The organism is Psychrobacter proteolyticus, from assembly GCF_039762275.1.
Lineage (GTDB): Bacteria > Pseudomonadota > Gammaproteobacteria > Pseudomonadales > Moraxellaceae > Psychrobacter > Psychrobacter proteolyticus_C.
Genome location: NZ_JBDLOB010000003.1, coordinates 60,233 through 73,760, shown reverse-complemented (window position 1 = coordinate 73,760; position 13,528 = coordinate 60,233). Strand labels below are relative to the sequence as shown.

Below are 13,528 nucleotides of genomic sequence, written 5' to 3'. Positions count from 1 at the left end.
CTTTTCTACATCTATTCATCTATCTGTCTATAAAGACAAATTAGATAGCAACGATGTTATGTGCTTGTGGGCCTTTTTGGCCTTGAGTTACAGTGAACTCAACTTCTTGGCCTTCAGCCAAAGTTTTGAAACCTGAACCAGTGATTTCGCTGTAATGAGCAAAAACGTCTGCGCCAGTTTCTGGAGCGATAAAACCAAAGCCTTTAGCTTCGTTGAACCACTTAACTGTACCTTTTTGAACGTCTGACATAGTATAATCCTACTTTTAAATTTATTAATGGTCTAGTGACCGGTAACGCTTGCAAATAGCTACTGAACGATAAATATTAAAACGAAGGATTATAACTAATACTACGAGGTAATGATTTGGTGCAGAACTGCTCTTAAGCTTGGGCGTATTATAAGGGGTACATCCTAGTATCGCAAGTCTTATCTCATGTTTCGTGTAACCAGAGCCATTTATTGGCTGATTTTGGCGCAAATTGCAACGGATTTAGGCATTTGGTAAACGGAACAAATATATCGCTACCCCACTACAGACAGCGGCTACCGCCCATGCCATCCACATCATATCGGCAGGCAAACGATAAAATAACATAATTGTCGATGCTGCCATCATAACCGTCGCTAAACACTTGGCATAAAGCGGAACGGCATGATTCTCCTCCCAATCACGGACGAATTTACCAAAGTATTTATGATTAATCAGCCAAAAATGAAAGCGTCGAGAACTGCGTGCCCAGCAGCCTGCTGCTAGCAAGATAAAGGGCGCGGTGGGCATCACTGGCAACAATATACCGATAATACCTAAGATAAAAAACAGCCAACCAAGCGTCACAAAGGTCCAACGCAGCATTGGGCTGTTGGATTGATCCGTCTTGGGTCGGTAATAGAACGCTTTTTTATTATCGGTCATATAAGTTGTCGATCGTGTAAGTTGTCAGTTATGCCAAATGTCAGTTGTTTAAAGTAGCGCCTATTATATAAGCGGTGGCATAGAAGGCTAATCATGCAATATCGCCCGTCTGCGCACAAGACTATTTATATAAGGTTTTTGCTATTGATAGGTATGTTTGGTTAGTAATTGGGTAAGTACCAATGATAAATGCTTTACTCTTCTATTAGCACGTCGATTGAAAGCGCTTATAAAAAGCCGTCACAAATGAGAACTGTTATAAAGATCTGCTATCGAACATCAGTCATCACCTACCATCCTCATTCCCGATACGCGCTTGCATCACGTCTCGTAAGTCGTCTATGATGACGCAGTAGCTATCGATAATAGTCATTAGCAGTACGGATTCATTAGCGGTACTGATCAAAAATAATGTAATACCAATCAATCTTGTCGGGGTGCTTTGATTTGACGCTGTAGACACAGCCTACATCATCGCTGAGACACACCCGTGAACCTGAAGCAGTTAGCACTGACGTAGGAAACAAGCGTGACACGCCCTCATAGGTCTATAAATAAGAGCAGTCTGTAGATGATGTACTGGTGATGATAACCATATCAAACGCCGAGCATCTGACAGTTAGCATTGCGACCTCGTCTTTCTTATTTGGCCTTTCTTGTTTTACCTTAATAGTATCAGTCTGATTGTTTTCCATACCTAAAAAGGAAACAACCATGCAGCCGACCACCAAACTTACTCTGACCCTCGAATGGTTTTTAAACCCTGATCATCTGCCCTTTATCGCTGGTGTGAACACGGGCGCATATGAGCAGGCGGGGCTTGATATCACCATTATCGAGCCAGATGACCACTATGATGGCTTTGCCGAATTACAAAACCAAAGTATCGATTTGCATGTCAATGAGCCTATCCATCTGTTTGAACATTACGCGCCTAATCTACGTGCGCTGGGCTGCTTTTTTGAGACCGATGGCGGCATATTGATGCAACGCGCTAGCATGGATAAATTAAAAAACAATCAGCCTATCCGCATCTGCACCCCTGCTGCTGAAGAAAAGACCAATCGTATTGGCTTTGAGATATTAGCGCGTTATGCCAAGCAAAATGGCTTTAGTATCAGCCGTGACGATGTGAGCTTTGTACAAAAAGACTTTTATCATATAAAAAATCTGCAAGAAGACCCAAGCCTAGATGGCGCATGGCTATGCTTTTATAACTTTGAAGGCGTTGAAGCAACTCATGAGGGTTTAGAGTTTGAGTTTATCGATCAGAATCTGTCACCTTACCCGAACTTCTCGGCTTTAGAGATTCTAACGACGGATGAGATCTATAGCGCGAAAAAGGACGCAATAGATACCTTTATCCAAGTGACCAATCAGATGACAGAACTATGCAAAAACGAACCAGCCACTGCCCACCGTATGTATTATGACTATAGTAAAACCGAAGCCGATGTGCTGATGGATGCCATCATTGACAACACGCTAGGCAGATTGATTACACCGATCAAGCCTGATGCAAGTAAATGGGAAGAACTGCGCGAGATGCTAGCCGAAATCGATATCGTGACCTTAACTGATGAGCAGTATCGATCGCTTTGGGCGCTGTAGACGTTTTAGTAGTTAAGATACTTTGAACCATAAAAAACCGCCATAGTGTTTGCTATGACGGTTTTTTGAGCGACGCTAAGTTAGTACAAAACAGCTGATATCGATCTCTATCGGGCTTTGACGGGTGAACTTAAGCTATTGGTATGGTGTCATCAATAGCAAGGTTGCTCAAAGGAACACGTTGTACAACGGTGAGATAGTAGTAGTTTTTAAAAAAAAGATAATATAATTTCTAATACGGAAAAACCCTCACAATCTATATTACTTTCATTTATATCTTAATCATAAAATCTAGCCAATAGCTTTTAGTATCTTTATCATTCCTAAGGAATGTAATTTTTTATACAACTCAAATGATTCAAATTCATTTTTAGAAAAAGAAAGCCTTAAGCTACTCTCCAACTTATCAGAATTATGATTTTTCCCTTCAAAATATTTTGATTCCTTTAGGAAAATAGCTAATAATTTTGTAAAATCATGTCCACAACATACTTGCTCTAACTGGAAATTCTCATCTTCCAGCTCTAATATTTCTGTTCTTAAGACATCTATACTTACTTTACGATTTTCTGACCGCTGTATTAACTTATGCAATAAGATATCTAAATCTAGAACTAAGCTGTCATTTTTAAATGCAATACAATCATCATAGCTTATATTTTTAAATTTAAGATCGTAACTATTTACGTAGTTCAGATATCTAATTTTACCTAATTCTTTACAAACCCCAAAAATCACTGACTTCAGTTTATTAATATTTATCGAGTCATTTTCAACTGAATAGTCTCTGTATTCATTAAACAGTCTATCGAAAGACTTTGACAGTATCATCATAATTTCCATATCGTGAAAGTCTGTGATATAGATTTTATTTCTTTCTCTTTCATCTTTTTTCTTGAGAACATGATCAAAATCAGCATCTGCTACAGCATGCAAAAAATGCTTATTATTTACTGGAAATCCGTTCATTACTTTTAACACATTATCTTTACCTGTTACAGATCTGAGCTTAACTTGTTCTTCATCTATGAAATTTTTAAATAATTTAACATCTGTTTTACCTTCAATGATTAAATTTTTTCTTTTCCCATCCGGATGATTAAAACTCATTAGAATAGAATTTATAATATTTCTAGGATTATTCGACGCTTCTTTAATTGAACTCATTTCTATACCCTACAAACCAAATTTTCTGATTTCTTCTAAGTCTATAACCAGATCCCAGTAATCACCAATAATTTGCGGTGAATGTGTAGCGATTATTGCTTTAGCTTTATTCATTTCAGTAATCATTTTTAAGTCATCAAGAAATTGCTCTTGCCATACAACATGTAAGGAAATCTCAGGTTCATCTATTAAAACTATGCTATCTTCTTTCGTATTGAAGATAAGCTCGTAAATAAGTACAACTTGATGCTGTTCTCCTGAGGATAACTGAGATAGGTTTAATATATGTTCTTTTTCATAATCAATATTATTTTCTATCTGCCGAATAAAATAAAAACCCTTTTCTGAATCAATTTTAATTTTCTTAAAAGATAATTTAGTATTCAGAATGCTAGAAAATAAATTTATTTTTTTATAAATATCATCAAATTTTTTTAATTTTAATTTTGTATCATTTAAGTATAGATTCAGAACAGATACATAGATATCGTCAATATTTTTTGCTGTAATCAAGCTATCAACACTAGTATTCTTTGGAAGAATATCAAATTTCTTTAATTTTTCACGATTCCCTTGAACTTTGTTTAGCTCTTCAACAATTTTTTCCTTACTAACATTTGTACTGCTATTATCCTTAGATAGTAGTCTTTGTGGAAAAGTTGAATCTAAATCCTGAGAAATTACTGAGAAGTCTAGACTAGATTGGATCAAATGATTCTTTAACTCTTTTGCATATGTATCAATTGCTTGTACATAGGAGTTGAGATTCTTATGAGGTGACTTATTTATGCGTTTCAATAGCCGTTGGTCTTGAATAAAATAGCTAGTGTGACCTGTAGAGAAGTTACCTAACCATTCAGGTAAGAAGTTTCTAATTGGTTTTGTTAAATCGAGTTCCTTAATTAACTGCTCAAATCCTGATATTTCTCTAGTTTTAATATTTATCCATTCATTGCGACCTGCTTTACGTAAATTAGATATTTCGGACAAAATATTTATGAGTTGTCTTTTAAACTTACTCTCAGTTAGAACGTATTCATACCCTTCAAAATTAAATCTTAAATTAAATGGCCTGTAATCTTCATCAACTTCATCATCTTCATTATTTTCAATAATTATGCTATTTTCAAAATAGAAAAATTCATCGTCTAATGAATGACTTTGGGTAAATCTCTTTTTTTTATTGACCTCTTCTTTAAAAATATCTTTAGATATTTTAAGAGTACCAGACTCTGTTTCGAATATAATTTCAGAAAAATCTAAATTAAAATAGTATAAGTAGTCATAAGTAAATAGTGAATGTATTATTTTAAGACATATAGTTTTGCCATATCCATTTGGAGCAGTAATGATATTAATTTCATCTTTAAAATTGAGATTATAGTCAAATAGTCCGAACAGTTTTTTAATGCTAATACTTTTAATAAACATACTCTATCACCTTCTATATTTCGTCGGGAATATCTTACTATTGCGTTATATCTGATCAAAAAAGTACAATCTAAAGCCCTGTCATAATAGCACACAAATATTCAGTATTTATTATGGATAAGAGTTAGTTAGGGAACTAATCAGTAGACAATAAAAAACGCCATCACAATCGTGACAGCGTTCTTTGCTAATACGGATATCTACGTTTAGATTACAACGCTTTCAACTGCTCCATCTGCGCCGTCATCGCCGTCAACTGCCCTTCTAGCTCAGCCAGTTTTGCCTTCTCAGCATCGACCACTTCCGCAGGTGCTTTACTCACAAAGCCTTCATTACCTAGCTTACGCGCGATACCATCGGCTTGCTTTTGTAGCTTTTCATGCGCTTTGCCCAGACGTGCCAGCTCAGCCGTTGGATCGATTAGCCCTTTCATCGGTACGAGTACCCGTAGCTGACCGACCATGCTTGATGATGACAGTGGCACTTCATCGCCTTCTTTGACGATCTCTAGGCTCTCGACTTTGGCAAGCGCTTTGAACTGGTTTTTGATACGTGATAGACGTGCTTCTTCATCGGCAGAGACATTTTGTAGTAGCACTGGCAGACGTACCGCATTGCCCAGTTTCATCTCACCACGGATGTTACGGACGCTCGCGATTAGCTCTTGTAGCCATGCCATATCCGCTTCAGTCTGCTCACTGATTTGACTATCATCGGTCTGTGGATAGTCAGCGACCACGATGCTGTCGGTGTTTTTACGACCCAGTAGCGGCGCGATGGTCTGCCAGATTTGCTCAGTCAGATACGGCATGATTGGATGGGTGAAACGTAGCGCCGTCTCTAGTACGTGCAGCAGCACATAGCGGATTTGCGCCTTACGCTCGTCCGATACCGAGTCATCATTTAGGCTGGCTTTGGCAAGCTCAACGTACCAATCACAATACTCGTTCCAGATGAACTCATAGATATCTTGGCTGACCATATCGAGACGATACTGAGCAAAATGCTGATGAATGTCTTTGACGCTAGAGTTTAGGCGACTCATGATCCATTTTTCTGGCAATTCCCATACGTCAGGGTTTGCAGTCTGGTCGATAGGCTTGGCATTGCTGTCACCATCGACGCAGTTCATGAGTACAAAGCGGCTGGCGTTCCAGATTTTATTACAGAAGTTACGATAGCCCTCGACCCGCTTGAGATCAAAGTTGATATCGCGACCCGTACTGGCTAATGAGGTAAAGGTAAAGCGCAATGCATCGGTGCCGTACGCTGGGATGCCTTCTGGGAACTCTTTACGCGTTTGCTTCTCAATCTTGGCCGCGTCTTTTGGATTCATCATGTTGCTGGTGCGTTTTTCTACTAGCGCTTCTAGCTCGATACCGTCGATGAGATCAATCGGATCTAAGACGTTGCCTTTTGATTTTGACATTTTTTGACCATTGCCATCACGTACCAGACCATGGACATAGACAGTCTTAAATGGGACTTGTGGCGTACCATCTTCGTTTTTCACAAAGTGCATGGTCATCATGATCATGCGGGCAACCCAAAAGAAGATAATGTCAAAACCTGTCACGAGCACGCTGGTTGGGTGGAAAGTGTCCATCACGCGTGGATCAGCGTTGACGTCTGCCCAGTCAAGCGTACTGAATGTCCATAGACCAGAGCTGAACCACGTATCGAGTACATCATCGTCTTGGCGCAGTTTTACATCGTCGCTTAAGTTGTATTTGCTACGCACTTCCGCTTCATCACGGGCGACATATATTTCACCTGTCGCATCGTCATACCATGCAGGGATACGATGTCCCCACCACAACTGACGGCTGATACACCAGTCTTGTAGATCGGTCATCCACGCCATATACATGTTTTTGTACTGCGCAGGGACGAACTCGATGCTGCCGTCTTCTACCGCGTCAATCGCAGGCTTGGCAAGCTCTTTAACCGCGACATACCACTGATCGGTCAACCACGGCTCAACGATTGTACCGCCACGCTCAGCACGCGGGGCTTTTAGCGCATAGTCTTCGATATCTTCTAGCCAGCCCTGCTCGCCTGCTTGCTCTACAAGGAATTTACGAGCGGCAAAACGCTCAAGCCCTGCATACTCGCTCGGCGTGGTCTCCAACTCTGGCTCACGCGTCTGCAAATCAGGATAAACTTCCATCGCTGGCAAAATATTGGCGCGCTCATCAAGGATGTTAATCAATGGCAAGCTATGACGACGACCCAATTCATAATCGTTGAAATCATGCGCTGGAGTGATTTTTACGCAACCTGTACCGAAGTCTTTTTCGACATAATCATCAGCGACGATAGGCACGACACGACCAGTGATTGGCAAGGTAATGGTTTTGCCGACCAAGTGTGCATAACGATCATCGCTAGGATTGACCGCAACAGCGGTGTCACCAAGGAGCGTTTCAGGACGCGTAGTCGCAACGACCAGATAGTTTTTACCATCTTGAGTCGTTAGGTCTTTATTCGAGAAATGATAGCGGAAATGCCACAAGCTACCTTTTTCGTCGTGGTTTTCTACTTCTAAATCAGATAATGCGGTTTGGAATTTTGGATCCCAGTTAACCAAACGCTTACCACGATAGATAAGTCCATCGTCGAACAGGCGTACGAACACTTCTTTTACTGCGTTAGACAAACCATCATCCATGGTAAAGCGCTCACGCGACCAGTCAACCGAGCTACCCAAACGACGAATCTGGCTGGTGATATTGCCGCCCGACTCTTCTTTCCATTCCCATACTTTATCGATGAAGTCTGCACGCGTCATATCACGGCGCTTAATGCCTTGCGCTTCCAGACGACGCTCAACAACCATCTGGGTTGCGATACCTGCATGATCCGTACCTGGTTGCCATAGTGTATTGTCACCATCCATACGGTGATAACGGGTGAGCGCATCCATAATAGCGTTGTTAAAACCATGACCCATGTGTAGCGAGCCCGTGACGTTTGGCGGTGGCAGCGCGATAGAAAACGACTCGTCTTTGTCAAACGTCGGCTGAAAATAGCCGCTTTCTTCCCAGCCTTGGTACATACCTGCTTCGACTTCCGCAGGATTGTAGGCGCTCTCTAATTGGCTTAGCGCCGCTTGGATCGACTGGGTCAGATTGGTTTTCGCATTGCTATCAATGCTGGTATCGGTATTAGGATTGCTCATAATAGGGTGATCTTATTGTTGATAATGAATGTGGTCAAAATGAGATAGCGTAAAACGCTACAAAAACAGGAAAAATAGTTGATAGTGTGATTTTAACGCAGATAGGCAGATTTTGTTAGATGGTAAGGCAATTTATAAAGCCTGGAGGCGATTTATTACCCAAATTGTTAATCAATTAACAACAGCAATCCGAAGAATGGGAAATATAATAGAGATTACTTATGCAGCAAAATCATTAGCCTATAACCAGCGAGCCAACCGTGTCCCAAGATACCGAGCATGACCATGATTCTCAGGCTAATCTATCAGACAGCGAGCGTGTGAGCGTGAACACCACCCCTCCTATGCCTAAAGATAATCATACGTTAGAAGAAAGCAGCGACTCTTCCCAAAGCGGTAAGATAGATAAGGACGCAGACGACACTACAGACAGTCATGCAAACGAAATTTCAGATAGTGACGCAGACGAACCTATCAAAGCCACCGAAGACTTAGAAAATGACGACCTGCCAGAAGAAATCAGCGACGAAGACAAAGAAACCATTAAAAAGGTCGCCAGCGATGACAATCTAAGCCAAGCGAAAAGCTACGCCAGTATCTTAGTCGAGCAAGTTATCCACGCAAAAGAAACTTTTGAGCGCTCACTTGGCTCGCTCTTTACTAGCGCCTTTACGGCTGGACTAGAGATTGGCATCAGCTTTTTTATGATTTTATCAGCGTTTGCCTTGCTCAATGACGTGATACCAAGTCGCTATGCCATGGTGCTGTCGTCATTGCTGTATCCGATCGGCTTTATTATCGTGGTGATTGGTCAGTCGTTATTATTCACAGAACAGACTTCCCTCTTGAGCTTGCCTGTCTTAAATAAAATTGAACCGCTACATAAGCTCCTGCGGCTATGGGGCATTGTCATCGCTGGTAATATCGTTGGCGGTTGTATATTTGCAGCATTAATGATTGGTTTAGGGCTGCATATGCATCTGTTTACAGACCATGCCATCGATGTCTATGCCGAGCACATCTTAGGTTTTGAGTGGTGGGTTATCTTTGGTAGCGCGGTGCTAGCAGGCTGGATGATGGGCGTGGCTGCATGGCTAGTGACCTCTGCACGGGACACACTTAGCCGTATCGTACTGGTGACGCTGATTACAGGTAGTATCGGGTTTTTAGGCTTGCATCATAGTATCGTGGGCAATATCGAGGTATTTTCAGCTCTGCTGTATGGCAATACCGTCAGTCTCTGGCGCTACTTGGTATTTTTAGTCGTGGTATTGGTGGGTAATACGGTGGGCGGTGTGGTATTCGTCGCGGTGCTCAAAAACCGTACGTTCTTATTTGAAATTGAAAAAGTCAAAGAGCAAGCTGCCGAGGCAAGAGCGAAAATGGACAGACGAAGATTCTAGATTTGAGCTAAAAATGGTTTGAGCTAAACTGATTTGAGTTAGAACTGATTTGGGTTAAAACGAGCATTAAACGCAAAAGCCCATAACCTGCTTCATTATACGAAGCGGATTATGGGCTTTTTTTATTACATCATACATTGCTGCTTGTTTGCCAAGTATTGTCTCAACTGGCGCAACAATGTATTACTACAGTTATCTTAAACCTTTTACATTCTACGTGCTGCCAATACGCTGTTTTCTATCTCAGTTCTTTTGGCTTTATTGTGCTGGGCAGTAAATACTCTGACCATGATACCAGCGGTCAAGAACATGATTAGCGTATAAATGGCTGGCGTCATCGACATCTTATAGTTAGCCAATAGCGTCAACGCCATAAACATTGAAAGCGTACTGTTTTGTAGGCCGACTTCCATAGTAATCGAGCGTCTTTGTGCAGGGTTTAGACCGAACCATTTACTGGTGTAATACCCAAGCGCCATCGTCGATACGTTCAATATCAATGCCACAGGGCCAGTAGCGATTAATGCTTCAACGATAATGTCTCGTTGCACATAGCTTAAGAAAAGTACCAAGAAGCTCAAGAATATCACGCCAAAACGAGACACCATCACCTGTCCCTTGTCTGCCGCGTTAGGCGCATAGCGTTTGATCAACATACCAATACTGACGGGTAAGATAGTCAGAGCGATTAGGCTGATCATGGTCTTGACCACTGGCAACTGAAACTCACTACCCGCACCCATAAAGTATACGAGCGAAAAACTGAGGACGATAGGAATGGTAAATACGGTAATGACACTGGCAATAGCGGTCATGGTGACCGAAAGTGCGACGTCACCTTTGGCTAAATAGGTAAATAGATTCGATGTCGTGCCACCAGGACACAGTACCAGCAACATAACCCCAACGGCATACTCTGGCTCGAGAGACATGGTGGTTGCCAAAGCAAAACCTACTAGTGGTAAAAATATTAACTGATTGGTCAAGCCTATGGCGACTGCTTTAGGGTATTTGACGACTCTCTTAAAATCATTGGTAACTAAGGACAATCCCATTCCCATCATAATCAAAAAGATACTAATGGGAATGACTTTTGCATTTATAAACGTGACTAACTCAACACCTTCCATAACTACATCCTTGTAGATAGAGCCCTTACACGGGCAGGTTTATGACAACCTCGTCATGCTCAATCAGCCAATCCTGCTGATATCTTGGGTAAAAGCTACCGACGTTGTCAGCTCTTTATATGACAGTTTTCCATACAGTCGTATTTTTTAAACCGACAATTTTTGATAAAACTGGTTTATACGAACCGAAATAATAACGGAACGGCAAAATTCAGTATATCGTTGTAAAAGTGTATGGTTTTGATTTTTCTGACTACTCGTCAGTCAATTATAGGTTTTTACACTTGATAAAAAAGTAGAAATGATTTAAGCGGAGGTTTTGTGATTTACAGCAGATGTAGAGTGAGTATGGTCGATACTGATAACAGCTGTACCGTAGGCGATGGCTTCGACCATACTGCCTAATTGGTTGACATTGGTTACCTCAAGACGTAACCCGTAGATATGCGTGTAGCCTTTGGCTTTTGCATCAGTCCGCATACGAACGATGGCTTCGCGGCGCGCACGATCTAGCAAAGTCTCATAGGTGGTTAAGTTTTTGCCAAAGACACTTAATACGCGAGCGATGATCATTTTGAAATAATCTTGAGCGATGACGACACTACCAAGCACCAGCTCGCCTTCACTACCCGCTGCTAACTTGGGACGGTATAAACGTTCGCTTGAGACAGTAATATCGCCCAATGCTTTCTCTGCTACTGTTAGCTGTGCCAAATGCTGACGCTCATGGCGCGACCCAAAGAACCAGCCAGCCGCGAATAAGAAGACAAACGGCCCATAATTGATGAGCACTTGCGTGAGTGAATCATTCATAGCACGTTTCTCATCATAAAAAGCATCGGTGCTTTTAGGATTATAGGATTTGGTATTGTAGCTTTTAGCATTGTAGCTTTTAGTATTATAGGATCAACCAAAAGGATTGAAACGCGGTAAGTCATCGGGTGCGACTTGGGTCTGAGTACTCACATTTTGATTAGAATGGTTGTAACCATCGCTTGGTGGGTTTTGATATTGCTGCTGTGATATCGGCGCAACCTTGACCGCCGTACCATAGACAAATAGCTCTGACGCACCTTGGGCGATGCTAGAAGTCGAAAAACGCAGACCGACCACCGCGTCAGCACCTAGCGCCTCTGCTTTGACAATCATGCGATCTATCGCTTCTTGGCGTGACTCTTCTAATAGCTCGGTATAAGCCGTCAGCTCACCGCCAACGATGTTTTTTAACCCAGCGAACAGATCCTTGCCCACGTGCTTTGAGCGTACGGTACTACCGTACACCACGTCTAGGCGTTCGGTGATTTGATAGTTAGGTAGGTGTTCAAGGTTAGAGAGTTGCACAGTCATAGGATGACCTTATCGGTGACTTATAAAATACATGGTAAACCAAAGCACTGTAATACAGCATAAGCAAAATAGAAGCAGCACTGCTAACAGCGCTGTTTCTTAGCATAACTAATCGTTGGTATGGAACAATAAGAACAATTCAGTCAAATTGCCTTCGATGCTATTAGCCATCTGTACCATTTTGTCTTCGTCTTTACGCATCTCAGATAGCTCTGGGTCTTCATCATCGATACCGCTTAGTACAATCATTGGCAAGGTCAATACCGCCACATCTTCTGCCGTTTCTTGATCTTCAAACCAGTCGCTTGCTTCGTCACCATACATGGCATCGACAAAACCGATTGACCAAGCAACGATGTCTGACTCGTCAGAGAAATCAACCGCCACTTCTTCGTTACCAGCATCTTCACCAAACGGTAATTCGATCGGCGTCTCGTTTTTTAGCTCAGCCATGATCGAATCGCGCCAGCGTTTGATGCCGTCGATGACGTTGTCTGGAATCTCACTTACGTGACCTTCGAACAGGGCATCCATCCAGTTAGGCAATGGACGACCGATGACTGTCGCTGTCAAAAAACCATGCGCTGCGACACTATCTAGCACGAACTGGCTTTCTTGATTGTCCAAATAGTCTAGTAATTCATCAAAACTTAGTTGGTTACTCATAATTTGGTTTTCCTTAGCAGATAGATGTCATCAATCGCAGTGGGCGATCGGTTAAATAAAAGAGGACGAGTACTTAACTAAAGACTAAAGGCTGCTTAATTAATCAAACTCAAGCAACCTCTATCAGGTAAGTATTATCGAGATGAACTGGTTGCGAGCAACCCTAGAAAATTAGAAAAGTGGCAAATAGCAAGCAACCAATTTGACTGGTTAAATAATTTTAGTCACTAAAGTAGTCACTGCCGTTAAAGTAGTTACCGTCATTAAAGTAGCCATTAGAGCACTTTAGTCCACTGAAATGACTGATGCCGACAAATTAAAAATCGTCATCATCCCAATCGTCACCGTCTTCATCGAAGTTGTCTATGTCGTCTAAGTCGTCTTTTAACTCTTTAGCCAAACGCTTTTCTTCTAGCAAATTATCGATTAGCCGACGTTTTTCAAGACTACTTAAACGTGTACGTACGCTCGTCTCAGCTTCTTCAACCATCTTTGCATCATCATCGTCGACAAAATCATCATCAAAATCGTCGTCAATATCAGCGTCACTCATGACAAACTCCTATCATTTTTAGGCAAGGGTATTAAGAATACATCAATATATATATGCCTTATAAAGTCTCTATTGAATGTTGTCAATCCTTTTTCGCAATATGGTACATTTCATCTCTACGAT

At 41.5% G+C, this 13,528-nt stretch carries 13 protein-coding genes; 2 read left to right on the top strand and 11 right to left on the bottom strand.

What is annotated here, in order from left to right; all coding sequences use genetic code 11:
* Positions 1-40 precede the first annotated feature (40 nt).
* The 3 genes from ABFV72_RS06130 to ABFV72_RS06120 all read right to left on the bottom strand — a co-directional run bounded on the left by ABFV72_RS06130 (position 41) and on the right by ABFV72_RS06120 (position 1,379).
* Positions 41-250: a cold-shock protein gene (locus ABFV72_RS06130; RefSeq protein ID WP_045453470.1), complete on the bottom strand. Its 210-nt coding sequence runs from the start codon at positions 248-250 to the stop codon at positions 41-43.
* Between the two features lie 243 nt (positions 251-493).
* On the bottom strand, positions 494-916 hold the full coding sequence (locus ABFV72_RS06125; RefSeq protein WP_102094045.1) for a YbaN family protein: 423 nt from the start codon (positions 914-916) through the stop codon (positions 494-496).
* Positions 917-1,202: 286 nt separating this feature from the next.
* Entirely contained in the window at positions 1,203-1,379 is a 177-nt protein-coding gene (locus ABFV72_RS06120) for a hypothetical protein (RefSeq protein WP_347162840.1), read from the bottom strand.
* Positions 1,380-1,630: 251 nt separating this feature from the next.
* Between ABFV72_RS06120 and ABFV72_RS06115 the strand changes: the two genes are divergently transcribed.
* Positions 1,631-2,527, top strand: coding sequence for an ABC transporter substrate-binding protein (locus ABFV72_RS06115; protein ID WP_347162839.1), 897 nt, complete (start codon positions 1,631-1,633; stop codon positions 2,525-2,527).
* 291 nt (positions 2,528-2,818) lie between these two features.
* Here the strand turns inward: ABFV72_RS06115 and ABFV72_RS06110 are convergent, their stop codons facing one another.
* The 3 genes from ABFV72_RS06110 to ABFV72_RS06100 all read right to left on the bottom strand — a co-directional run bounded on the left by ABFV72_RS06110 (position 2,819) and on the right by ABFV72_RS06100 (position 8,306).
* Positions 2,819-3,694, bottom strand: a complete 876-nt coding sequence (locus ABFV72_RS06110; protein WP_347162838.1) for a hypothetical protein — start codon at positions 3,692-3,694, stop codon at positions 2,819-2,821.
* A 9-nt stretch (positions 3,695-3,703) separates the two neighbouring features.
* The gene (locus ABFV72_RS06105) at positions 3,704-5,125 is read right to left on the bottom strand and encodes an AAA family ATPase (RefSeq protein ID WP_347162837.1); all 1,422 of its coding nucleotides are present in this window, start codon (positions 5,123-5,125) and stop codon (positions 3,704-3,706) included.
* A gap of 211 nt (positions 5,126-5,336) precedes the next feature.
* The gene (locus ABFV72_RS06100) at positions 5,337-8,306 is read right to left on the bottom strand and encodes a valine--tRNA ligase (RefSeq protein ID WP_347162836.1); all 2,970 of its coding nucleotides are present in this window, start codon (positions 8,304-8,306) and stop codon (positions 5,337-5,339) included.
* A 260-nt stretch (positions 8,307-8,566) separates the two neighbouring features.
* On the opposite strand from ABFV72_RS06100, the gene ABFV72_RS06095 reads away from it, so the two are divergent.
* The gene (locus tag ABFV72_RS06095) at positions 8,567-9,709 is read left to right on the top strand and encodes a formate/nitrite transporter family protein (RefSeq protein ID WP_347162835.1); all 1,143 of its coding nucleotides are present in this window, start codon (positions 8,567-8,569) and stop codon (positions 9,707-9,709) included.
* Positions 9,710-9,915: 206 nt separating this feature from the next.
* Here ABFV72_RS06095 and ABFV72_RS06090 read toward each other — a convergent pair whose 3' ends face one another.
* From ABFV72_RS06090 to ABFV72_RS06070, 5 genes are all read right to left on the bottom strand, one after another.
* Positions 9,916-10,839 (bottom strand): bile acid:sodium symporter family protein, encoded by a 924-nt coding sequence (locus tag ABFV72_RS06090; RefSeq protein WP_179799341.1) that lies wholly within the window; start codon positions 10,837-10,839, stop codon positions 9,916-9,918.
* A gap of 306 nt (positions 10,840-11,145) precedes the next feature.
* The gene (locus ABFV72_RS06085) at positions 11,146-11,652 is read right to left on the bottom strand and encodes a YbjQ family protein (RefSeq protein WP_347162834.1); all 507 of its coding nucleotides are present in this window, start codon (positions 11,650-11,652) and stop codon (positions 11,146-11,148) included.
* A gap of 93 nt (positions 11,653-11,745) precedes the next feature.
* Positions 11,746-12,186, bottom strand: coding sequence for a YbjQ family protein (locus tag ABFV72_RS06080; RefSeq protein WP_227526636.1), 441 nt, complete (start codon positions 12,184-12,186; stop codon positions 11,746-11,748).
* Positions 12,187-12,294: 108 nt separating this feature from the next.
* The gene (locus ABFV72_RS06075) at positions 12,295-12,852 is read right to left on the bottom strand and encodes a UPF0149 family protein (protein ID WP_101206057.1); all 558 of its coding nucleotides are present in this window, start codon (positions 12,850-12,852) and stop codon (positions 12,295-12,297) included.
* Between the two features lie 316 nt (positions 12,853-13,168).
* On the bottom strand, positions 13,169-13,405 hold the full coding sequence (locus tag ABFV72_RS06070; protein ID WP_057761656.1) for a PA3496 family putative envelope integrity protein: 237 nt from the start codon (positions 13,403-13,405) through the stop codon (positions 13,169-13,171).
* Between the last annotated feature and the right edge of the window lie 123 nt (positions 13,406-13,528).